A 21,416-nucleotide genomic window follows, 5' to 3' on the forward strand; every position below is an offset into this window, starting at 1 on the left:
GGCACCGACGGCGACTCGACCGTCGACATCGACGTCCCGGTCATCGTGTGCGGCAACGGCATCGGCCTCCTCGGCGACGCCACCGGCACCTGCACCACCCCGACCGGCATCACGGGCGGCACCATCGTTGCGCCGGCGATCCCGGGCACGCAGCCGCTTCCGCCGTCCGGTCAGTCCGGGGCCTTCCCGGGCGTCGTCGCCCAGGCGCTGTCCGGCCTGCCGCTCACCCAGGACAGCAGCGCCACCAGCACGACGGCCACCGGCACCACGGCCGGCAACGGCAGGGACGGCGAACTCGCCTACACCGGCACCACGGTGACCGGACTGCTCCTCGCCGGCCTGCTGGCGCTGACGCTGGGACTCGGGTCCACCCTCGCCGTCCGGCGGCGCATGGGCTGACCTGAGCCAGGGCGCGGGCCTGGTCACCTCGCGGTGGCCGGGCCCGTCTGCCTGCACCCAGTGGTCAGGGCCTCCAGCTGGGCAGCACCTGTCCGTTCGGGCACTGGCCGCTTCCACGGCTCCCGGTGGGCAGGTCAGCGCAGCGACTTGGCCAGGTGGACGAACGTCAGACCGTCGTCCACCCGCTCCTGGCGCTGCTCGACGTAGCCCGCCCGGGCGTACAGCCGGAGGTTCGCAGCACTGCGGTGGCCGGTGAACAGCGCCGCCGTGGCGACGTCGGGACCGGCGGCGCGCTCGACCGCGGCCAGCAGCGCCCGGCCGATGCTGCGCCCCTGCTGGTCGGGGGCGACCACCAGCCGACCGACGTGCAGGACGCCGCCGGCCACCCGGGCTCGCACCGACCCCACGAGCCGCCCGTCGTCGCGCGCGGCCAGCGCTGGGCCGCGCTGTACAGCGGCCAGCAGCTCCGACAGCGTCTCGACCAGCGCGGGCAGCCGCGGGTCGTCGTAGAGCTGGGCCTCGGTCACTAACGCGGCGCGCTGCAGGGTCAGCAGCTCTCCCGTCGACCGGGTGGACCGGGCCGATCACCACCGCCATGCCCGGACGCTACCGACGGGTCTCATCCCGCGGGCGGACACGCGGTTCACCCCGCAGGACGACGACGCCACCACGGCCCGCTCCTACGCTCGCTGCGTGGACCTCCGGCTGCTCGAGCCCGCGACGTCGCGGCTGGGGCGGCACCCCTTCCGGGCCGACGTCGCGCTCGCCGTCGTGCTCGCGGTGGTCACGACCGGCCTGCAGGCAGCCGTCGGCCTCTACCAGCCACGCGCCGTGCTCGGTCTGCTGCTCAGCGTGGTCCTCTGCGGCGCCCTGGCCTGGCGGCGCACCCGACCGGTGCTCACCGCGGGGATCGTCGTCCCCACGTGCCTGGTCGAGCTCGTCCTGACCCCCTACGACCTCCTGCTCGCCAACGTGGCCGCACCGATGACCGTCTACGCGCTGGCGGCGTACGGACCTCGGTGGGCGGTCCGGGCCGGGCTGGGAACGGGCCTGGCGGGCGCCGCGCTGGCCGCCGCCGTCTACTACGGCACCGGGCAGGTCGACGTCTTCGCGACCGTCTTCATCGCCCTCGGCACCGTGGTGGCCGCCGCCTGGGCACTCGGGGTCCAGCGCCGCAACCGGTCGCGGACCGGAGCCGGGTGGGCCGCGGAGCTCCCCGAGAAGCCGGTGCTCGAGCGGATGGAGGGGTGGCTGCGGCGGCACCCCTTCGGCGTCGACTCGACCCTCGCCGGACTCGCGGTGCTCGTGCTGGTGGTCGTGTCCTCCAACGGCTACCCCCGGGCCGAGGTCTCCGCCGTCCTGGGCCTGGTGCTGCTGGTGCCGCTGGCCTGGCGCCGACGGCGGCCCGTCGTCGCGGCCGCCGTCGTCGTCGTCGGCTGCCTGGCCGAGCTGGTGCTCCTGCCGGGCCAGTTCCTCCCGGCGAACGTGGCCGCGCCGGCGATGGTCTACGCGCTGGCCGCCTACGCACCCCGGTGGGCCGGCCGCGCCGGACTTGCGACCGGCCTGGTGGGCGCCGGGCTGGCCTCCCTCACCTACTTCGGCGGCAGCGGGCTGTTCTCCTACGTCGCCACCGCCGTCGCCATCGGTGTCCTGGTGGTGGCCGCCTGGGCGCTGGGTGACCTCCGCCGGGCCCGGCTGCAGCAGGTCGCCGGCCTGGAGGAACGCGCCCGCCTCCTCGAACTGGAACGGGAGCAGGAGATGCAGCTGGCCGCCTCCACCGAGCGCGCCCGGATCGCCCGGGAGATGCACGACGTCGTCGCCCACTCCCTGTCGGTGGTCATCGCCCAGGCGGACGGCGGCCGGTACGCCGGGCAGGCCGACCCGGCGGCGGCCACCTCGGCGCTGGAGCAGATCTCCTCCACCGGTCGGCAGGCGCTGGCCGAGATGCGCAAGCTCCTGGGGGTGCTGCGCGAGGGCGACGGGCAGGAGTTCGCCCCGCAGCCCGACGTGGCCGCGATCGACCAGCTGGTCGCCGACGTCCGGGCCAGCGGACTGGACGTCGAGCTCGTCGTGGCCGGCACGCCGCAGCCGATGCCCGCCGGCCCGCAGCTGGCCGCCTACCGGATCGTGCAGGAGTCGCTGACCAACGTGCTCAAGCACGCCGGCCCGGCAGGGCGGGCCTGGGTGCGCCTGCACTGGCGGCCCGACGCCCTCGAGCTGCACGTGGAGGACGACGGCCGGGGCGCCGCGGCCGCGATCATGGAGGGCGACGGCCAGGGCCAGGGCCTGCTGGGCATGCGCGAGCGGGCGCAGCTGCACGGCGGCCGGCTGACCGCCGCGCCGCGGGCCGGCGGCGGGTTCGGCGTCTCCGCCGTCCTGCCCTACCGTTCGACCCGATGACAGACAGCCCGATCCGCGTGGTCCTCGTCGACGACCAGCAGCTGGTCCGCGCCGGCTTCCGCATGGTGATCGACTCCCAGCCCGACCTCACCGTCGTCGGCGAGGCGGGGGACGGCGCCGCGGCGGTGGAGCTGCTGCGCCGGACGCCGGCCGACGTCGTGCTGATGGACGTGCGCATGCCCGGGGTGGACGGCATCGCGGCCACCGAGCAGGTCACCGCGCTGCCCGAGCCGCCGCGGGTCGTGGTGCTGACCACCTTCGACCTCGACGAGTACGTGGTGGCCGCGATCGGCGCCGGGGCCAGCGGGTTCCTGCTCAAGGACGCACCGCCGGAGGAGATGCTGGCCGCGGTGCGCACCGTGCACTCCGGTGACTCGGTGATCGCGGCCAGCTCCACCCGGCGGCTGCTCCAGCACGTCGCGCCGATCCTGCGCGAGGCGAGCGGGGCGTCGGCGTCCGCGCCGGCCGACCCGTCGGCACTGCTCGAGCTGACGCCCCGGGAGAAGGAGGTGCTGGTGCAGATGGCCTACGGCTCCTCCAACACCGAGATCGCCACGCAGCTGTTCGTCAGCGAGGCCACGGTGAAGACCCACGTCGGCCGGGTGCTGTCCAAGACCGGCTCGCGGGACCGGGTGCAGGCCGTCGTCCTGGCCTACCGCACCGGCCTGGTCGCCCCCGCGGACCTGCTGCGCAACGCCTGAGGGCAGACCCGGTCCGGGCAGGGTGGAGCCGCGTGCGCACGCGGCTCCACCCCGCCGCCCGCGGGTCGACCCGGGCGGGGTCAGCCCCAGGGATGACGGCGGGTCATCCCCCGGCCCCAGGTGGGCGCCGGCCAAGACCCACCTGTGCGGCGACGCGGGAGGAGACCTCCGGGCGAGAACGTGATCACGACCTGATCACCGCCTCTGGAGGCCGAAGTGTCCGTCCCCGTCATGACCGTCCCGGGTGAGTCCCCGGCGTCGCTGTCCACCGCCGTCCGCGCCACCGACCTGCGCAAGACCTACGGCTCGGGTGAGACCGCCGTGCACGCACTGGCCGGTGTCGACGTCGCCTTCGAGCAGGGTGCCTTCACCGCGATCATGGGCCCCTCGGGCTCGGGCAAGTCGACCCTCATGCACTGCCTGGCCGGCCTGGACGCCGCCACCTCCGGGCAGGTCTGGCTGGGCGACACCGAGCTGACCAGCCTGCGCGACGAGCAGCTCACGAAGCTGCGCCGCGAGCGGATCGGCTTCGTCTTCCAGTCCTTCAACCTGCTGCCGGTGCTGAACGCGCAGGAGAACATGCTGCTGCCGATGCAGCTGGCCGGCCAGCGCCCCGACCGGGCCTGGATGGACTCCGTCATCGCCCGCCTGGGCCTGCGCGACCGGCTGCAGCACCGCCCCTACGAGCTCTCCGGCGGGCAGCAGCAGCGCGTCGCCGTCGCCCGGGCGCTGCTCCCCCGCCCCGACGTCGTCTTCGCCGACGAGCCCACCGGCAACCTGGACTCCCACGCCGGCGCCGAGGTCCTCGGCCTGCTGCGCTCCAGCGTCCGGGAGACCTGCCAGACCGTCGTCATGGTCACCCACGACCCGGTGGCCGCCGCCTACGCCGACCGCGTCGTCCTGCTGGCCGACGGCCACCTCGCCGGTGAGGTCAACCAGCCCACCACCGACTCGATCATCAACGCGCTCCGCGGCCTGGGGGCCTGACCCTGATGCGCGCCGTCACCCTCGCCAGCATCCGGGCGCACCTGCCCCGGCTGGTCGCCTCCACCCTCGCCATCGTCATCGCCGTCGGCTTCGTCGTGGCCACCCTCGTGCTCAACGAGACGATGAAGAACACCGTCCTGGAGGCAGCGGGCGCCCGCTACGTCGGCGCCGACGCCGTCGTCACCGCCGAGGACGGCTCCGACCTGACCGACCAGGTCGCCCGCCTCTCCGCGGTGCCCGGCGTCCGGTCCGTCGACCCGGGCTACGAGACCTCGGTCTCGGCAGTCGTCCCCGGGCGCACCGGCACCCAATACCTGGCCGTGGAGTCGGTCGCCACCGACCCGCAGCTGCGCTGGCAGCACCTGACCGCCGGTGCGCTGCCGACCGGGCCGGGCGAGGTCGCGGTCAGCGAGCGTGCCGGCGCCGCCCTCGGCGACGTCCTGACGCTCACCTCCTACGACGCCACGGACCAGACCACGACCACCGAGGCCACCGTGGTCGGCATCGTGGACCTGCGCGGCGACCCCTCCGCCGACCTCTACGGCCGGCTCTACGCCACCGGCGACCAGGCCGTGGCCTGGGGCGCGACGCAGCCGGTGGAGCTGCGGATCTCCGGCGCCGACGGCGCCGACCCGGCCACCGTGGCCGGCGCGGTGACCACCGCCCTGGCCGGGACGACGCTCGTCGTGCGCACCGGCGCCGAGCAGGCCGGGGAGTCGGTGGCCTCCCTGACCGGCGACGCCGACTTCCTGACCACCGGGCTGCTGCTCTTCGCCGGCATCGCCGTGCTCGTGGCCGGGCTGGTCATCGCCAACACCTTCGCGGTCCTGCTGGCCCAGCGCACCCGTGACCTGGCGCTGCTGCGCTGCGTCGGCGCGACCGCCCAGCAGGTGCGCCGCAGCGTGCTCGGCGAGGCCCTGCTCACCGGCCTGGCCGCCTCCGTGATCGGCGTCCTGGCCGGCATCGGGCTCGCCGCCGCCGTCTCGGCCGTGGTCGGCACCGACTCGCCGATCCCGCTGTCCGGGGTGTCCGTGCCGCCCTACGTCGTGCTGGTCGGCCTCGTCGTCGGCACGCTGACCACGCTGCTCGCGGCCCTGGCCCCCGCCCGGGCCGCCACCCGCGTCGCGCCCCTGGCCGCCCTGCGGCCGACCGACCCGGTCGCCCTCCGCTCCCGCGGCGGCGTCGTGCGGCTGGTCATCGGCCTGCTGCTCGCCCTCCCAGGCATCGGCCTGATGGCCATCGGCGTGGTGACCCAGGAGGTCTTCATCGCCTTCGCCGGCGTCGTCCTCAGCTCCCTCGGCGGCCTGCTGTTGGCCCAGCGCGCCGTGCCGCCGGTCGTCGCCGGCGCGGGCCGGCTCCTCGGCCGGGTCGGTGGGCTGCCGGCCCGCCTGGCCGCCGGGAACGCGACCCGCAACCCCCGCCGGACGGCGGCCACCGCGACCGCGCTGCTGATCGGCGTCACCCTGACCACCGCCATGGTCGTCGGCGCCAGCTCCACCCGGGCCACCGCCCAGGCCGGCCTGGTCGCCGCGTACCCGACCGACGTCATCGTCGAGGGCAACGGCGAGACGCTCCCGGCTGCGGTGCTCGACCAGCTGACCGCCGTGGACGGCGTCGTCGCCGGGACCGCGCTCACCAGCGGCCAGCTCGTCGGACCCGACCAGACCGAGGTGACCGTCAAGGGCGTGGACGTCGCACAGGCGCTGCCGGTGCTGCGCTCGACCACCCAGCTGAAGCTGCCCGAGCCGGGCACGGTCGTCCTGCCCGGCTGGGCGGAGGAGACGTGGGGCGTGTCGGCCGGCCACGAGGTCACCTTCACCGGCGCCGGCGGGCCCCGCACGTTCACCGTGGTCTCCGGCGACACCAGCGACCCGCTGCTGCCCGCCGCCGACCTCGCCGCGCTCGCCCCCGACGCCGCTCCCGGGACGCTGTGGCTGCGCCTGGGTGACGACGTCGAGCAGAACGACGTCGTCGACGAGGTCACCGACATCGCCGGCACCGCGGCCCCGAGCTCCTGGGTCAGCGGCATGGCCACCGAGCGGGCGGCGATCGACCAGGTCGTCGACGTGCTCCTGCTGATCGTGACCGGGCTGCTCGGCGTGGCCGTGCTCATCGCGCTGATCGGCGTGGGCAACACCCTCGCCCTCTCGGTCGTCGAGCGGCGCCAGGAGAGCGGGCTGCTGCGGGCCCTGGGGCTGACCCGCCGTCAACTGCGCGGGCTGCTGGCCTGGGAGGCCGTCCTGGTGGCCGGGGTCGCCGCGGTGCTCGGGGTGCTGGTCGGCGGCGTGTACGGCCTGGTCGGGGTCGCCTCGGCGCTCGGTGAGGTCGGCGAGCTGACGGTCAGCGTCCCGTGGCTGCAGGTGGCGGCGATCGTCGTGGTCGCCACGGTGGCCGGGCTGCTGGCCTCGGTGCTCCCGGCCCGCCGGGCCGCGATGACCCCGCCGGTGGCCGCCATCGCCGGGTGAGGACGGTCCCTGTCCCCCGACAGGGCCCGCACCACGGACGCTCGTGCTCTGCTCACCCGGGTGAGCAGAGCACGAGCGTCTGCACGTCCCCCTCGGCGCGGGGCGCTCGCCGTGGCACAGCCGTTCGGGGGATGCTGGTGCCGTGCCGTTCCTCCGTCGCACCGCCACCGTCACCGCCGCCGCCGCCCTGCTCGGTGGGGCCAGCTGGGTCGCTCGCGCCGCCTGGGGCATCCCCCCGGCGTTGGGCGCCAGCCAGCGCCAGCTGCGCCCGACCGTCGCCGGTTCCCCACAGTTCCGCGAGGGCAAGTTCCACAACTCGCTGCCCACCGCCACGATGTCCCCCGCCAACGCCCGCGACGGGCTGCTGCGGCAGTGGCACGAGGAGCGGCACAAGGGGCTGCCCGGCGGCCCCATCCCGCTGGTCACCCCCGACCTCCCGGCCGAGGCCGGGGAGCTGGCGCTCACCTGGTTCGGCCACTCCAGTGCCCTGCTGGAGGTCGACGGCCGCCGGGTGCTCGTCGACCCGGTGTGGGGCGAGCGGGTCTCCCCCTCGCCGACCATCGGCCCCACCCGGCTGCACGAGCCGCCGGTGCCGCTGGAGAGCCTGCCGCCGGTCGACGCGGTGCTCATCAGCCACGACCACTACGACCACCTCGACCTGCCCACCGTGCGTGCACTGATCCGCACCCAGACGGCGCCGTTCGTCGTCCCGCTGGGCATCGGTGCGCACCTGCGCGGCTGGGGCGTACCGGAGGACCGGATCGTCGAGCTCGACTGGGACGGCGCCACGACCGTCGCCGGGCTGACCCTGACCTGCACCGAGGCCCGGCACTTCTCCGGCCGCTTCCTGGCCCGCGACACGACGCTGTGGTCGTCCTGGGTCGTCGCCGGCCCGCGGCACCGGGTGTTCTTCGGCGGCGACACCGGCTACACCCCGGCCTTCGCCGGCATCGGCGCCCGGCTGGGCCCCTTCGACCTGGCCCTGCAGCCGATCGGGGCCTACAACCACAACTGGCACGCCATCCACATGGACCCCGAGGAGGCGGTGCGCGCACACGGCGACCTCGGCGGCAAGGTGCTCGTGCCGATCCACTGGGCGACGTTCAACCTGGCGTTCCACCGCTGGGCGGAGCCGGTGCAGCGGCTGCTGGTGGCCGCCGCGGCCCACGACGTGCAGGTCGTCGTCCCCCGGCCCGGCGAGCGGGTCGACGTGCTGAACCCGCCCCCGCTGCAGGACTGGTGGACCGAGGTCGGCTCCGCCGAGGACGACGGCGCGGACCCCGTGGCCGTGCGCCGGACGGGTCCCGGACGCCGGCTCAGCCCCCGCCGCTGAGCTCGTCGGGGCGCTGACCAGCAGGTCAGCGCCCCGACGCAGCTCGATCACGTTCTGCCTCCGGACGGTTGACAGGCCTGCCGCAGGGCACCCACCTGGCCGACGATCCAGCCCGGGTCACCAGGAGGCACGCCATGGCAGCGCACGACGACCGCTCGTCCGATCCCACCCAGTCCCTGGGGAGCACGGCGGCTGGAGCCCATGCCGCCACCGGCGGTGCCAGCGCGCTCACCAACCGGATCGTGGCGCCCGACCGCGACGCCACCAACGCCATCCCCCTCGAGCGGGAGCCCGCCGCCGCCGACCCCGACGCGACCAACGCCATCCCGGTCGACCGCGCCGCGACCAACGCCCCCACCGTCGACCGCGAGTCGACCAACGCCATCCCGGTGGACCGCGACGGGACGAACGCGATCCCCGTCGACCGCACGGCCGGCGCGGACCACGGCGCACGGGCCGACCGCACCGACGCGCTCCCGGCCGCCGACCGCGGCGCCGAGGCCACCCGGGCGATCTCGTCCCGGCCGGCCGCGGGCCTGACCACGGACACCGCACGGCAGCCGGCGACCGACCCGACCCCGACGGCGGGGCACTCCACCCTCCCGGCGATGGCCGCCCCGGCTGCCGCCGTCCCCGCCGCGACCGCGATCGGCACCCCGGACGGTGAGGACACCGGCCGGCACCGGCACCCCGAGCCGGACGAGACCCCGGTCGCCCCGCCCGCCTCCCGCAAACAGGTGGTGGCCGCGCAGAAGGAGCGCTTCGGCGGCATCTCGTGGGGCGCGGCGTTCTTCGGCTGGCTGTCGGCCAACGGCATGGCCGTGCTGCTCATCGCGCTGCTGTCGGCCGCGGGTCTCGCCTTCGGGCTGTCCGACACCGTCGCCTCGGTGGACCAGGCCGCCGAGTCCGCCACCTCCGGCATCGGGCTGGGCGCGGGCATCGCCCTGCTGGTGGCGCTGTTCCTGGCCTACCTCGCCGGCGGGTACGTGGCCGGGCGGATGGCCCGCTTCGACGGTGCCCGGCAGGGCGTGGCGGTGTGGGTGATCGGCCTGGTGGTCGTCGTCCTGCTGGCGCTGGCCGGCCTGGTCTTCGGCGCGCAGTACAACGTTCTCGCCCAGTTCGACCTGCCGCGCATCCCGATCGACGAGGGCACCGCCACCACCGCCGGGATCATCGCCCTGGTCGCCGTCCTGCTGGTGACGCTGATCGGCGCCGTCCTCGGCGGCCTGCTCGGCACCCGCTACCACCGCAAGGTCGACCGCGTCGGCTACGACTCCTGATCGGAGTGGATCCGTGCCGGTGACCGGCACGGATCCACTCCGTCAGCGCAGGAGCTTCGACATCCGGCGGTCGGCGAGCGGCTTGCCGCCGGTCTGGCAGGTCGGGCAGTACTGCAGCGACGTGTCGGCGAAGGACACCTCCCGCACGGTGTCGCCGCACACCGGGCACGGCAGGCCGGTGCGGGCGTGCACCTGCAGCCCGGCCCGCTTCTCGCCCTTGAGCGTGGCCGCCCGCTGACCCAGCTGGCGGTCCAGCGCGCCAGTGAGCGTCTCGCGCATCGCCTCGTACAGCCGGAGCAGCTCGTCGTCGGTGAGCTTGTCGGCCGCCTTGAACGGCGACAGCCTCGCCGCGTGCAGGATCTCGTCGGAGTAGGCGTTGCCGATGCCGGCGAGCACCGTCTGGTCGGTCAGCGTGCCCTTGAGCTGGGTGTGCCGGCCGGTCAGCAGCGCGCCGAGGGCCTCGGCGTCCAGCTCGAGTGCGTCCGGGCCGAGCCGGGCGATGCCGGGCACCTCCGACGGCGACCGGACGACGTAGACCGCCAGCCCCTTGCGGGTGCCCTGCTCGGTCAGGTCGAAGCCTGAGGGCAGCTCACCCTCGGCCGGCTCCAGGTGCACCCGCAGCGCGAGCGGTCCCTTGCCCGGCTTGGGCGGGGCGGTCGGCAGGTTCTCCCGCCAGTGCAGCCAGCCCGCGCGGGCCAGGTGCACGACCAGGTGGACGCCGGAGACGTCGAGGTCGAGGAACTTGCCGTGCCGCGAGGCGCCGGTCAGCTCCAGGCCGGCCAGCGCCGTCAGCGGCGGGTCGAAGGTCTTGATCGCCTGGACGGCGGCCAGGTCCACGCGCGTCACGACACGGCCGACGGCGTTCTCCCGCAGGAACTCCGCCAGCGCCTCCACCTCGGGCAACTCGGGCATCCGCCCATGATCCACGCGGGACCCCCGCCCTGCCCCGCCTTCCCGCCACCGAGGAGGGCGGAAGTGGCCACTTCCGCCCTTTTGAGGGACTCCTGCCCTCGAGGGGTCAGGCGGTCGGGGTGCGCAGCTGCGGCGGGGTGAGGTCCATCGGGGTGTCGCCGACGGCGGCTGCGCCGAGCCGGGCGGCCCAGCGCACCAGCCCGGTGTCGTCCACGCCGTGCCGGGCGGCGGCCTCGCCCGCGGTGCCGAGCGACCGGGCACCGCGGGCGAGCAGCGTGCCCGCCCCGGCCCGGTTGCCGCGGGCGGCGTGGGTCAGGCCGACGGCGAGCTGGGCCAGGCCGCGCCACAGGTCGCGCTCGTCGTCCGGCCCGGTCTTCCAGGCGTCCTCGAGGACCTCGTGGGCGTGGAAGGGGCGGCCGGCGTCGAGCAGCTCCTGCGCCTCCCGGAGGCTGTCCGCCGGCGCCCGGACGACGCCCTCCGGTGCCCGCGGCTCCCCCGGCTCGCCGTAGGGCAGCGGCCGGCCCAGTGCATCGCGGGGCCGGGCGCTGCGGGCGCGGCCGGTCTCATCCCGGTCCCGGGCCGGGTCGGTCACGTCAGGGGAGGTCGGTGGTGAGCCGGACCCGCACGCCGTTCTCGGCCGTCGTGATGTCCACGTGGTCGCACAGCTGGCGGGCCAGCCACAGGCCCATGCCGCCGAGGGACAGGTCGGCGCCGTGTGCCGGGCCGTAGCCGATGAACGGGTCCTGCAGCCCGGCGCCGTGGTCGGTGATGGTGCAGACCAGCCGCTTCTCCCCGGCCCACAGCCGCAGGTCGACCGGCGGCCGGCCGTGGCGCATCGCGTTGGTGGTCATCTCGTCGACGGCCAGCAGGAAGTCCTCCAGCGCCGGACCGGAGCCGTCGGGCAGCGTGGCGTCGGCGGCCCGCGCCGCCAGGTCACGGCGCAGGCCGCGCAGGTCGCGCACCCCGTCGGCGCGCACCAGCGGCTCGGTGGACTCCAGCGGCTCGGCCGGCACCGGCAGCGCGAGCAGGTACTCCTCGGCGTCGACGTGGTCGGGGTTGGGCCGCTGCTCGCCGTCCTCCTGCAGGAACGGGTGGGTGGCGCGCGCGGCGGTCACGAGCGGCTCGGGGACCCGGCGGGTGTCACACAGGCACAGCACCTGCAGCGGGTCGTCGCCGAGCAGCTCGGCCTCGTGCAGCTGGTGGTCCAGGACGGCGTCGTACCGCTGCCACTCCCGCCAGCCGTCGGGGTCGGGGCCGGCGAAGGGCTCCAGGACCAAGCGCACCGCGGCGACCCCGTCGGCCCGGTGGCGCTCGCCCAGGCGGCGGACGGCGGTGATGGCGGCGGCCGGGCCGTTGGCGTACACGTCGGCCCACTCGACCCAGACGACCTCGGGCCGGTCGGACAGCGCCTTCTGCAGCAGCTCGGTGGTCGCGTCGGTGCAGGCGACGACGACGGGCTCCCCGCAGTCGACGCCTGCGCGCACGAAGGCGGCCGTGCCGTCGGTCAGGGCAGCGTCGGAGGCGCCGATGAGTGCCCGGTGTGTGCCGGACACGGCTGCCCCGTCCATCTGCGCTTGTCCCCGTCCTGCTGCTGCGGAGCCGCCGTGCTGGCAGCCGTGCCTGAGACCTCCCTACCCGGTCTTGGCCCACCTAGGCGTGCGGCCCCGGTCACCTGCCCTAGCGTGCTGCCGGTGACCTCTCTCCCCCACGACGACCTGGGCGACCGCTGGCGGGCTGCCCGCCCCGCTGCGGCCGGCGTCCACCTCGACAGCGCCTCGTGCAGCCGGCAGAGCACCGCGGTGCTGGACGCCGTCGCCCGGCACGCCCGGCACGAGGCGGAGATCGGCGGCTACGTCGCCCAGGGCGCGGCCGACGGGCTGCTGCAGCAGGGCCGGTCGGTGCTCGCCGGCCTGGTCGGGATGGCCGCCGCCGACGTCGCGTTCACCGAGAGCGCCACCGCCTCGGTGCGCACGCTCCTGGCCGCCTGGCGCCTGCCGGCGGGCAGCCGGGTCGCCGTCCTGCCCGGGGAGTACTGGCACAACGTGGCGGCCATCGAGGCCGTCGGGTGCGTCCCGGTGCTCCTGCCGGCCGACGACCTGGGCCGCGCGGACGTCGAGGGGGTGGAGCGGCTGCTGCGCACCGACCCGCCGGCGCTGGTGCACCTGACGCTGGTCGCCAGCCACCGCGGCGTCGTCCAGCCGGGCCGGGAGGTCGCGGCGCTGTGCCGGGCCGCCGGCGTCCCGCTGGTGCTCGACGTGGCCCAGGCCCTGGGGCACGTCGACTGCGACCTGGGTGCCGACGCGGCCTACGGCACCTCGCGGAAGTGGCTGGCCGGGCCGCGCGGTGTGGGCTTCCTGGTGATGCGGCCCGCGGTGACCGCCCGGCTGACCCCGGTGACCGCCCTCGACCGGTACGACGACGGCGGCGCCGGGGTCGACCACGCCCGCTGGTACGAGTCGCACGAGGGGCACGTCGCCGGCCGGGTGGGCCTGACCCTGGCGATCGGTGAGCACCTGGCCGCCGGGCCCGACCGGGTGCGCGAGCGGCTGGCGGCGCTGGGCCGGGCGACCCGGGAGCGGCTGGACGGCCGCGGCGGCTGGCGGGTGGTCGAGCCGCTCGACGAGCCGACGGCGCTCACCACCCTGGTCGCGCCGGACGGCGTCGACGTCCGGGAGGTGGCGGCCCGGCTGCACACCGAGCACGGCGTGCTCACCGCCACCCCGGGGCGCGAGCGGGCGCCGCGCGAGCTGGCCGGCCCGGTGCTGCGCGTCTCCCCGCACCTGGACGCCACGCTCGACCAGCTCGACGCCCTCGCCCTGGCCTCGCAGGCATAGGTACCAACACGTGCGTCCGGCGGCGGTCCGGCGCACGTGTTGGTACCAATGCCTAGACCCCAAAACAGGGTGCATCCGGGTCCGGCACCCCGGCGGAAGAGGGGGTGGAAGGCCGCCCACCCGGGGGGCCACCGCCTCGGAAGGACACCTCCGTGAACCGCACCCGCCCGCTCGCGCTCGTCGCCGGCACCACCGGCGCGCTCGCTCTGGTCCTCGCCTCCGCCACCTCGGCCTCCGCTGCGGACACGGCCACCGTGTCGATCCTGCACGCGGTGCCGGACACCCCGGTCGACGTCTACGCCAACGGCGAGGAGCTGCTGTCGGACTTCCAGCCCGGGACGCTGACCGACCCGCTGACCCTGCCCGCCGGTGAGTACGACCTGGCGGTCTTCCCGGCCGGCGTCGACCCGGCGACCTCCCAGCCGGCGATCAAGGCCGACGACGTCGCCGTCCCGGCGGGCGCGAACGCCACCGTGGTCGCCCACCTCGGCGAGAGCGGCACGCCGGTGCTGACGCCCTACGTCAACGACCTGTCGGCCGTGGGCGCCGGCGACGCGCGGCTCACCGTCCGGCACACCGCCGCCGCCCCCGCGGTCGACGTGCGGGCCGGTGGCACGGTCGTCGTCCCGGGCCTGACGAACCCGGAGGAGGCCTCGCTGACCGTCCCGGCCGGCACCGTCTCCGCCGACGTCACCCTCGCGGGCACCAGCACCGTCGCGATCGGCCCGGCCGACCTGACCCTGGCCGAGGGCACCGCGACCGTCGTCTACGCCTGGGGCTCGGGCGACGCCGGCTACGAGCTGGCCGTGCAGACCTTCACCGGCCTGCACTCCTCCCCCTCCGGCGTCCCCGGTGGTTCGGCCGGTCTGGCCACCGACGACGCCGGGCTGCCCCTGCCGGTCGTCGCGCTGACCGCGCTGGGCCTGGGCGCTGCCGCGTTCGGCGCCCGCCGCGTGGTCTCCAGCCGGGCCTGACCGACCCGGATCGAGAGGACGACCGTGCGCACCCCCGCCGCCGTGCTCGCGCTGGGCCTGACCCTGGCGATCGGCACCCCGACCGCCTGGGCGCTGACCCGGCCCGAGCCGACGGCGGGGGTGCCGGTCGTCGCGGCGCTCGCCGCACCCGCCAGGGCGCCCATCACGGCACCTGTCCCAGCGGCCACCCCGCCGCCCGGGGACCGGCTGCCCGAGGCCACGGCCCGGCCGGCGGCCCCCACGGTGGCGCCGGTCGTCGTCCCGCCCGTCCGGCTGTCCCTGCCCGCCCGCGGGATCGAGGCGCCGATCGACCCGGTCGGTGTCGAGCCGGAGGGTGAAATGACGCTGCCCGAGGACGTCGACCGGGTCGGCTGGTACTCCTACGGCCCGGTCCCCGGTGCCGCCGAGGGCGCGGCCGTCGTCGCCGGGCACGTGGACGACGCCGAGCAGGGACTGGGCGCCCTGGCGCCGCTGCGGGAGGCCGAGCCCGGCGACGAGGTCGTCGTCGAGGCCGCCGACGGCAGCACCACCCGCTGGACGGTCACCGGCCGGGAGACCATCGACAAGCCCGGCGTGCCGCTGGGTGAGCTGTTCGCCCGCACCGGTGCGCCCCGCCTGGTGCTCATCACCTGCGGTGGTCCGTTCGACGCGGACCTGCGCAGCTACCGCGACAACGTCGTCGTCGTCGCCGAGCCGAGGCCGTGACCGCGCTGGAGGACCGCACCGACCTCTACGGTCATCACGTGGAGACCGGGCGGACGTCGCTGCGGCGGGTCACCGAGCCGGACGACGACGACCTCGCCCGGCGGTTCCGCGACGGCGACGAACAGGCGCTCGCGGTGGCCTACGAGCGCTGGTCCGGGCAGCTGTACGGGATGGCGGTGCGCGCCTTCGGCCCCGGCCCGGACGCCGAGGACGTCACCCAGCAGACGTTCATCGCCGCCTGGACCGGCCGCGCCGGCTACAGCGCGGGCTCCGGACCGCTGCCGGCCTGGCTGGTGGGCATCTGCCGGCACAAGATCGCCGACGTGTGGGCGAAGCGGGACCGGCAGCGCCGCCAGTCCGAGGCGGTGGCCGCCGACGTCGCCTCCCGTCCCGGTTCGCACGACGACGTCGACACCCGGGTGGCCGACCGGGTGCTGCTGCTCGGCGAGCTGGACCAGCTCGGCCAGCCGCAACGGGGGATCATCGAGCTCGCGTTCTTCGAGGACCTCACGCACGTACAGATCGCAGCTCGTACCGGCATCCCGCTGGGCACGGTCAAGAGCCACATCAGGCGCACCCTCGAGCGCCTACGGACCCGGTTGGAGGTGGACGGTGCAGCACTGCAGCCCTGAGCAGCTCGCGCTCGCCGCGCTCCGCGAGCCGCTGTCCGCCACCGACGCCGCGCACCTGGCCGACTGCGCCGCCTGCCACGCCGAGGTCAGCGCCCTGCGGCGCGGGGTCGACGCCCTCGCCTTCCCGGCGCTGGCGGCCCCGACCACCAGCCTGACCCCGCCGCCGCGGGTGTGGGACGCGATCGCTGCGGCGACCGGTGTCTCCGCGACGCCCGCCTCGCATCCGACGCCCGTCTCGCACCCGACGTCCGTCTCACACCCGACGCCGGAGCCCGCCCCCCTCGCCACCGTCACCCGGCTGCAGCCCCGGCGGAACCGCTGGATGGCCGTGGCCGCCGCCGCGGCGCTGGTGGGCGGCGTGGCCGGGGTGGTCGCGCTCACCCGGGACGGGAGCGGTCAGGTGGTCGCCGCGACCACGCTGGACCCGCTGGACGCCGACGACTCCTCCGGCACGGCCGAGGTGCGCGAGCGCGACGGCGTCCGCTCGCTGCAGGTCGACCTCGAGGCCCCGTCGCTGGGCGAGGGCTACTACGAGGTGTGGCTGCTGCGGCCCGACGTGACCGGGCTGGTGCCGCTGGGCGTCGTCCACCAGGGCGCGAACGTCGTCCCGCTGCCCGCCGGCCTCGACCTGGGCGACTACCCGGTCGTCGACGTCTCGGTGGAGCCGCTGGACGGCGACCCGTCGCACTCCGGCGTCTCGGTGGCCCGCGGCTCGCTCTCCTGACCCGGCCGCGTCGACCCGCTCAGAGCACCGAGGACATCCCGCCGTCGACGTACAGGACCTGGCCCTGGACGAACGCCGAGGCCGGGCTGACCAGGAACACCAGTGCGCCGACGAGGTCCTCGACCCGGCCCCAGCGCCCGGCCGGCGTGTGGGCGCGCACCCAGGCACTGAACTGCTCGTCGGCCACCAGCGGCGCGGTCAGCTCCGTCTCGAAGTAGCCGGGGCCGATGGCGTTGACCCCGATCCCGCTGCCGGCGAGGTCGGCGCACATGCCCTTGGTGAGCATCTTGATCGCACCCTTGGTGGCGGCGTACGGGGTGATCCCGGGCCGGGTGACCTCGCTCTGCAGCGAGGCGATGTTGACGATCCGGCCGCGCCCACGCGGCACCATCCGGCGGGCGACCTCGCGGCCGACGAGGAACGCGCTGGTCAGGTTGGTGTCGAGGAGCCGGTACCAGTCCTCGTCGGTCACCTCGGTGAACGGCGCCCGCGACTGCACCCCGGTGTTGTTGACCAGGACGTCGAGCGGCCCGACCTCGTCCTCGACCCGGGCGACCCCCGCGCGCACGGCAGCGGGGTCGGTCACGTCGAACGGGACGGCGACCACCCGGCCCGGCCCCACGCCGGCCAGCTCGGCGCGGGTGCGCTCCAACCGGTCGGCGTCCCGGCCGTTGAGGACGACGGTGCAGCCGGCCTCCAGGAGCCCGGTGGCCAGCGCGCGGCCGATCCCCCGGCTCGAGCCGGTCACGAGCGCGATCGAGCCGCTGACGTCGAACATCCCCGCAGCCACCGCTGGACCCTACGATGACCGCGGTCGTCGGCCCGCGTGGGCCGACCCGCCCGATCAGGAAGAGGTCGCCTCGTGAGCGTGGTCGTGGGATACGTGCCCGATGCGACGGGCCTCCTGGCCGTCACCGAGGCCGCCCGCCAGGCGCGGTGGCGCGGGACGGACGTCGTGGTGGTCAACGCCATCGACGACAGCGGCTACGTCCGGCCCACCGCCGCCGACGAGCGCGACCTCGACGCCCTGGACGCGCGGCTCGTGGCCGAGGGTGTGCCGCACCAGATCCGGCACCTGGACGTCGGCACCGCGCGGGCCGCGGAGGTCATCCTCGCGGTGGCCGTGGAGGTCTCCGCCGAGCTGATCGTGGTGGGCATCCACCGGCGCTCGCCGGTCGGGAAGATGCTGCTGGGCAGCACTGCGCAGCGGGTCCTGCTGGAGTCCACCTGCCCGGTCCTCGCCGTGCGGGCCCACGAGCCCGCCTGAGTCTCAGCCGGCGGCGCGGCGCGCCCGGTAGGCGGCGGCGTGCTCCCGGTTGGCGCACGTGTTGTCGCAGAACCGGCGGTTGGCGTTCTTGGTGAGGTCGACCAGGACGTCGTCGCACCCGCTGGCCGCGCAACGGTGCAGTCGGTCCAGGGCACCGGCCCGGACGACGTCGGCCAGGGCCATCGCGGCCTCCACGCCCATCCGGTCGGCCACCGAGGCGGTCGGCTCGGTGGCGTGCACGTGGTAGCCCCAGCCGTCGTGCCGGACCAGCTGCGGCAGCGCGTGCCCGTCGCGGAGCAGGCGGTTCACCACGGCGACCACGTCGTCCTCGTCGGCGTCCCAGATGCCGCCCAGCACCGTGCGCAGCCGGTGGACCTCGGCCAGCTCGTCCACTGAGCCGGTACGGCTGCCGGTGAACTCCCAGGTGTCCAGGAACGTCGCGAGCGCGGACGGGTCGGGCAGCCGCTCCTCGCCGTCCGCGGCGGTGTTCACCAGCGCGGTCGCGGCCGCCAGCGCCACCTCGGTGTCATGGGCAAAGAGCATGTGACTCCTGACTCTGTTAACGTGCGGCCATCAGGAGCGTACGTCCGCTGACTCCTGACGAGGAGGTGGCTGCTGTGCTCGACCGCCGGACCGCACTGGTCGGACTGCTGCTGGCCGTGGTCTCCGCGGCCTCCTTCGGCACCGCCGGCGTCTTCGCCAGTGGCCTGCTCGGCGCCGGCTGGAGCGCCGGGGCCGCCGTCACGGTGCGGATGGCGGTGGCCGCCCTCGCGCTGACCGTCCCCGCCGTCCTCCAGCTGCGCGGACGCTGGCACCTGCTGCGGTCCAACCTGCCCGCGGTCGCGGCGTTCGGTGCGCTCGCCGTCGCGCTGCCCCAGCTCGCCTACTTCGTCGCCGTCACCCGGCTCTCGGTCGGGGTGGCGCTGCTGCTGGAGTACTGCGGCGTCCTGCTCGTCGTGCTGTGGACCTGGGCGCGGCTCGGCCAGCGGCCCAGTCGGGTCACCGGCGCCGGGATGGTCGTCGCGGTCGTCGGCCTGGTGCTGGTGCTCGACGTGCTCAGCGGCGCGCGGATCGACCCGGTCGGCGTGATGTGGGGCCTGCTGGCCGCGGTGGGGCTGGCGTCCTACTTCATCCTCTCCGCCGCCACCGAGGACGGCCTCCCGCCCCTGGTCAGCGCCTGGGCCGGGCTGGCCGCGGGTGCGCTGGTGCTCGGCGCGGCCGCGCTGGTCGGCCTCGTGTCGTGGCGGACGGCGACCACCGACGTCGAGTTCGCCGGCCGGTCGACCAGCTGGCTGGTGCCGATCCTGGGCCTGGGCCTGCTCGCCGCGGCGATCGCCTACGCGACCGGGATCGCCGCCGTCCGGCGCCTGGGCTCCCGGACCAGCTCGTTCGTGGGGCTCAGCGAGGTGCTGTTCGCCGTCCTGGCCGCCTGGCTGGCGCTGGGGCAGCAGCCGGGGCCGGTGCAGCTCGTGGGCGGGATCGTCGTCCTGGGCGGGATCGTGCTGGTCCGGCTGGGCGAGCGCCCGGCCGACGACCCGGCCGCCACCGTCGACCCCGTCCCGGCCGCGTCAGACCGGTAGGGCCGGCCGGGCCCGGCGGTGGGCGCTCTCGACGCGCTGGCCGTACGAGGTGGCGGCGAGGACCAGGACCGCACCGACGGCCGCGACCGCGGTCAGCCGCTCGCCGCCGACGCTCACCCCGACCGCGACGGCCCAGAGCGGCTCGGTGCCCATGAGCAGGCTGGCGCGACCGGGCGAGGTGCGCCTGATGGCCCACGTCTGGGCGAGGAACGCGAAGACCGTGCAGGCCAGCGCGAGGTACGTCAGGTGCGCCCACGCCGCCAGGGGCAGGCGGGCGACCACGCCCAGCTGCGGTGCCGCGGCGGCGGACAGGAGCACGGCCCCGACCACCGACTGGACCGTCGTGAGCACGAGCGAGCTGTACGGGCGGTCGGCGGTCAGCCGCCCGATGAGGCTGACGTGCACCGCCCGCACCGCCGCCGCGGCCAGCATCAGCCCGTCGCCCCAGCCGGGCGCCCGGACGCCGTCGCCGGAGACCAGCAGCCCGACACCCACCACGGCGACGGCGGTGGCGGCGAAGAAGGGCGCCGGCAGCGAGGTGCGCCCCCACACGCCGTCCAGCAGCGGGGTGAACACCACGGTCAGGCTGATGATCAGCCCGGCGTTGGTGGCCGACGTGCCGACGACGCCGAAGGTCTCCAGCGTGAGGACGGCGGCCTGGGTGCACCCCAGCAGGACGCCGACGGCCAGCTCCCTGCCGCGCGGTGTCCGCTCCCGGGCCCGTCGGCAGACGACCCCCAGCGCGGCAGCCGAGAGGACGTAGCGCAGCGCCAGCACCACCAGCACCGGCGCCAGGTCGGTGAGGTCCTTGGCCACCAGGTAGCTGCTCCCCCAGACCAGGGCCACCCCCAGGAGCACCGCGTCCGTCGTTCGATCTCCTGCTCGCATGCCTCGACCCTGGAACCGCCGTCGATGAAGAACAACGACCAGTTGCTCAACCGCCGATGTAGCGTCGCTTCATGGACGTCCGGCATTTGTCGATCCTGCGCGAGCTCGGCGACCGCGGCAGCGTCACCGCGGTGGCCCAGGCACTGTTCATCACCCCGTCGGCGGTCTCCCAGCAGCTCGCCGTCCTCCAGCGGGGCGTGCCCGTCGCGCTCACCCAGCGCTGCGGCCGCAGCCTGGTGCTGACCGACGCCGGGCGTGCGCTGGCCGACGCCGCCACCGACGTGGCCACCGCCCTGGCCCGCGCCGAGGTCGCCGTCGACGCGTTCCTGGGCGACCCGCGCGGCACGGTGCGCGTCGCCGCCTTCTCCAGCGCGGCCACGGCCTTCTTCCCGGCGCTGCTGCAGGCCGGCGGACCCACCGTCGAGTGCGCCGAGCACGACGTGTCCCAGTCCCGGTTCCCGGCGCTGTGCGCCGACCACGACGTGGTCCTGGCGCACCGACTTGACTCCAGCCCGCCGTGGCCGACGACGATCGCGGTCACGCCACTGCTGCACGAGCCGCTCGACGTGGCCGTCCCGGTGGGGCACGCCCTGGCGCGGCACACGACCCTGACCGCCGAGCAGGTCGTCGCTGAGCCGTGGATCGCGGTGCACGAGGGCTTCCCGCTGCTGGCGCCGCTCGAGGCGATCGCCGCCGCGGCCGGGCGGCCGCTGACCATCGCGCACCGGATCAACGACCTGACGGTCGCTGCGGGACTGGTCACCGCCGGTGCCGGACTCGCGCTGATGCCCCGGCACACCGCCCCGTCGGCTCCCGGACTCGTGCTGCGGCCGTTGGACGGGATGGACCTCGCCCGGCACATCGACGCCCTCGTCCGCCCGGAACGGGCCCTGCGCAGCTCGGTGGGCACGGTCCTCGCGACCCTCACCTCAGCAGCGGAGGCCCTCGCCACCAGCACTGATTGACTGCCCGGGTGGACGTCCCGCGGACCGTGTCACTGACCCAGCTCCGTCAGGTGCTGGACCGGGTGCTCGACGATCTCTCCGCGCGCCATGGCGACGAGGTCGAGCTGACCGCGGACCACTACTGGGTCATCGATCCGCAGGCGGCCTACGACCTCAGCGCCACGCCGTCGATCGAGCAGCTGACGGTGGGCCAGCTCGCCGACGACCTGGCCGAGGTGGCTGCGTTGAGCGCAGCGACTGACCCGCCCTTCCCCTGGCACGACCTGGGCCACGTCATCGGCATCCTGCAGCGACTCGCGGCCCAGGACCTCCCCTGAAGCGGTTGCCCGTCGGAGACGACCCGGTCAGCGAGGTCCTCGACAGCGCCGGC

General features: G+C 75.6%; 23 protein-coding genes. 16 read left to right on the forward strand and 7 right to left on the reverse strand.

What is annotated here, in order from left to right; genetic code table 11:
* Positions 1–399 (forward strand): hypothetical protein (locus GCU67_RS19425; protein ID WP_211661752.1); only part of this gene is annotated, 399 nt, incomplete at its 5' end.
* Positions 400–533: 134 nt separating this feature from the next.
* On the opposite strand, the gene GCU67_RS19430 is transcribed toward GCU67_RS19425, so the two are convergent.
* Positions 534–926, reverse strand: a complete 393-nt coding sequence (locus tag GCU67_RS19430) for a GNAT family N-acetyltransferase (protein WP_211661753.1) — start codon at positions 924–926, stop codon at positions 534–536.
* Positions 927–1,092: 166 nt separating this feature from the next.
* On the opposite strand from GCU67_RS19430, the gene GCU67_RS22915 reads away from it, so the two are divergent.
* The 6 genes from GCU67_RS22915 to GCU67_RS22130 all read left to right on the forward strand — a co-directional run bounded on the left by GCU67_RS22915 (position 1,093) and on the right by GCU67_RS22130 (position 9,565).
* Positions 1,093–2,799, forward strand: coding sequence for a sensor histidine kinase (locus GCU67_RS22915; protein ID WP_338105167.1), 1,707 nt, complete (start codon positions 1,093–1,095; stop codon positions 2,797–2,799).
* Positions 2,796–3,500 carry a response regulator gene (locus GCU67_RS19440; protein ID WP_163613020.1) on the forward strand — a complete coding sequence of 235 codons (705 nt, stop codon included), beginning with the start codon at positions 2,796–2,798 and terminating at the stop codon, positions 3,498–3,500. Before GCU67_RS22915 ends, GCU67_RS19440 begins: the two co-directional genes overlap by 4 nt.
* Positions 3,501–3,716: 216 nt before the next feature.
* Positions 3,717–4,487 (forward strand): ABC transporter ATP-binding protein, encoded by a 771-nt coding sequence (locus tag GCU67_RS19445; RefSeq protein ID WP_338105168.1) that lies wholly within the window; start codon positions 3,717–3,719, stop codon positions 4,485–4,487.
* A 5-nt stretch (positions 4,488–4,492) separates the two neighbouring features.
* Positions 4,493–6,952 carry an ABC transporter permease gene (locus tag GCU67_RS19450; protein WP_163613021.1) on the forward strand — a complete coding sequence of 820 codons (2,460 nt, stop codon included), beginning with the start codon at positions 4,493–4,495 and terminating at the stop codon, positions 6,950–6,952.
* Between the two features lie 142 nt (positions 6,953–7,094).
* Complete coding sequence (locus GCU67_RS19455) at positions 7,095–8,285, forward strand: MBL fold metallo-hydrolase (RefSeq protein ID WP_163613022.1); 1,191 nt, start codon at positions 7,095–7,097, stop codon at positions 8,283–8,285.
* A gap of 134 nt (positions 8,286–8,419) precedes the next feature.
* Positions 8,420–9,565, forward strand: coding sequence for a hypothetical protein (locus GCU67_RS22130; protein WP_246215405.1), 1,146 nt, complete (start codon positions 8,420–8,422; stop codon positions 9,563–9,565).
* Positions 9,566–9,607: 42 nt separating this feature from the next.
* Here the strand turns inward: GCU67_RS22130 and GCU67_RS19465 are convergent, their stop codons facing one another.
* The 3 genes from GCU67_RS19465 to GCU67_RS19475 all read right to left on the reverse strand — a co-directional run bounded on the left by GCU67_RS19465 (position 9,608) and on the right by GCU67_RS19475 (position 12,030).
* On the reverse strand, positions 9,608–10,477 hold the full coding sequence (locus GCU67_RS19465) for an Fpg/Nei family DNA glycosylase (RefSeq protein WP_163613023.1): 870 nt from the start codon (positions 10,475–10,477) through the stop codon (positions 9,608–9,610).
* Positions 10,478–10,583: 106 nt separating this feature from the next.
* Positions 10,584–11,069, reverse strand: a complete 486-nt coding sequence (locus GCU67_RS19470) for a DUF309 domain-containing protein (protein WP_163613024.1) — start codon at positions 11,067–11,069, stop codon at positions 10,584–10,586.
* A 1-nt stretch (position 11,070) separates the two neighbouring features.
* The gene (locus GCU67_RS19475) at positions 11,071–12,030 is read right to left on the reverse strand and encodes an anti-sigma factor RsbA family regulatory protein (RefSeq protein ID WP_163613025.1); all 960 of its coding nucleotides are present in this window, start codon (positions 12,028–12,030) and stop codon (positions 11,071–11,073) included.
* A gap of 138 nt (positions 12,031–12,168) precedes the next feature.
* Between GCU67_RS19475 and egtE the strand changes: the two genes are divergently transcribed.
* The 5 genes from egtE to GCU67_RS19500 all read left to right on the forward strand — a co-directional run bounded on the left by egtE (position 12,169) and on the right by GCU67_RS19500 (position 16,346).
* Positions 12,169–13,311, forward strand: a complete 1,143-nt coding sequence (gene egtE / locus GCU67_RS19480) for an ergothioneine biosynthesis PLP-dependent enzyme EgtE (RefSeq protein WP_163613026.1) — start codon at positions 12,169–12,171, stop codon at positions 13,309–13,311.
* Positions 13,312–13,463: 152 nt separating this feature from the next.
* Positions 13,464–14,285: a DUF4397 domain-containing protein gene (locus GCU67_RS19485; protein ID WP_163613027.1), complete on the forward strand. Its 822-nt coding sequence runs from the start codon at positions 13,464–13,466 to the stop codon at positions 14,283–14,285.
* A gap of 24 nt (positions 14,286–14,309) precedes the next feature.
* A complete protein-coding gene (locus GCU67_RS19490; RefSeq protein WP_163613028.1) occupies positions 14,310–14,990 on the forward strand; it encodes a sortase domain-containing protein in 681 nt (226 codons plus the stop codon).
* Positions 14,987–15,622, forward strand: coding sequence for a sigma-70 family RNA polymerase sigma factor (locus GCU67_RS19495; protein ID WP_163613029.1), 636 nt, complete (start codon positions 14,987–14,989; stop codon positions 15,620–15,622). Before GCU67_RS19490 ends, GCU67_RS19495 begins: the two co-directional genes overlap by 4 nt.
* Positions 15,603–16,346 (forward strand): anti-sigma factor domain-containing protein, encoded by a 744-nt coding sequence (locus GCU67_RS19500; protein ID WP_163613030.1) that lies wholly within the window; start codon positions 15,603–15,605, stop codon positions 16,344–16,346. Before GCU67_RS19495 ends, GCU67_RS19500 begins: the two co-directional genes overlap by 20 nt.
* Positions 16,347–16,365: 19 nt before the next feature.
* Here the strand turns inward: GCU67_RS19500 and GCU67_RS19505 are convergent, their stop codons facing one another.
* Positions 16,366–17,136, reverse strand: a complete 771-nt coding sequence (locus GCU67_RS19505) for an SDR family oxidoreductase (protein WP_211661754.1) — start codon at positions 17,134–17,136, stop codon at positions 16,366–16,368.
* A gap of 72 nt (positions 17,137–17,208) precedes the next feature.
* On the opposite strand from GCU67_RS19505, the gene GCU67_RS19510 reads away from it, so the two are divergent.
* Entirely contained in the window at positions 17,209–17,613 is a 405-nt protein-coding gene (locus GCU67_RS19510) for a universal stress protein (protein WP_163613031.1), read from the forward strand.
* A gap of 3 nt (positions 17,614–17,616) precedes the next feature.
* Here the strand turns inward: GCU67_RS19510 and GCU67_RS19515 are convergent, their stop codons facing one another.
* Positions 17,617–18,156, reverse strand: a complete 540-nt coding sequence (locus GCU67_RS19515; RefSeq protein WP_163613032.1) for a CGNR zinc finger domain-containing protein — start codon at positions 18,154–18,156, stop codon at positions 17,617–17,619.
* 74 nt (positions 18,157–18,230) lie between these two features.
* Here GCU67_RS19515 and GCU67_RS19520 point away from each other — a divergent pair, with 74 nt between their 5' ends.
* Entirely contained in the window at positions 18,231–19,193 is a 963-nt protein-coding gene (locus GCU67_RS19520) for an EamA family transporter (RefSeq protein WP_163613033.1), read from the forward strand.
* Here GCU67_RS19520 and GCU67_RS19525 read toward each other — a convergent pair.
* A complete protein-coding gene (locus GCU67_RS19525; protein ID WP_211661755.1) occupies positions 19,182–20,051 on the reverse strand; it encodes a DMT family transporter in 870 nt (289 codons plus the stop codon). The genes GCU67_RS19520 and GCU67_RS19525 overlap by 12 nt on opposite strands.
* A gap of 101 nt (positions 20,052–20,152) precedes the next feature.
* Here GCU67_RS19525 and GCU67_RS19530 point away from each other — a divergent pair, with 101 nt between their 5' ends.
* Together GCU67_RS19530 and GCU67_RS19535 are read left to right on the forward strand one after the other, a co-directional pair.
* Positions 20,153–21,046 carry a LysR family transcriptional regulator gene (locus tag GCU67_RS19530; RefSeq protein WP_163613035.1) on the forward strand — a complete coding sequence of 298 codons (894 nt, stop codon included), beginning with the start codon at positions 20,153–20,155 and terminating at the stop codon, positions 21,044–21,046.
* Positions 21,047–21,096: 50 nt separating this feature from the next.
* The gene (locus GCU67_RS19535) at positions 21,097–21,363 is read left to right on the forward strand and encodes a hypothetical protein (RefSeq protein WP_163613036.1); all 267 of its coding nucleotides are present in this window, start codon (positions 21,097–21,099) and stop codon (positions 21,361–21,363) included.
* Positions 21,364–21,416: the final 53 nt, after the last annotated feature.

The sequence above is a fragment of the Modestobacter muralis genome (assembly GCF_010682105.1).
Classification (GTDB): domain Bacteria; phylum Actinomycetota; class Actinomycetes; order Mycobacteriales; family Geodermatophilaceae; genus Modestobacter; species Modestobacter muralis.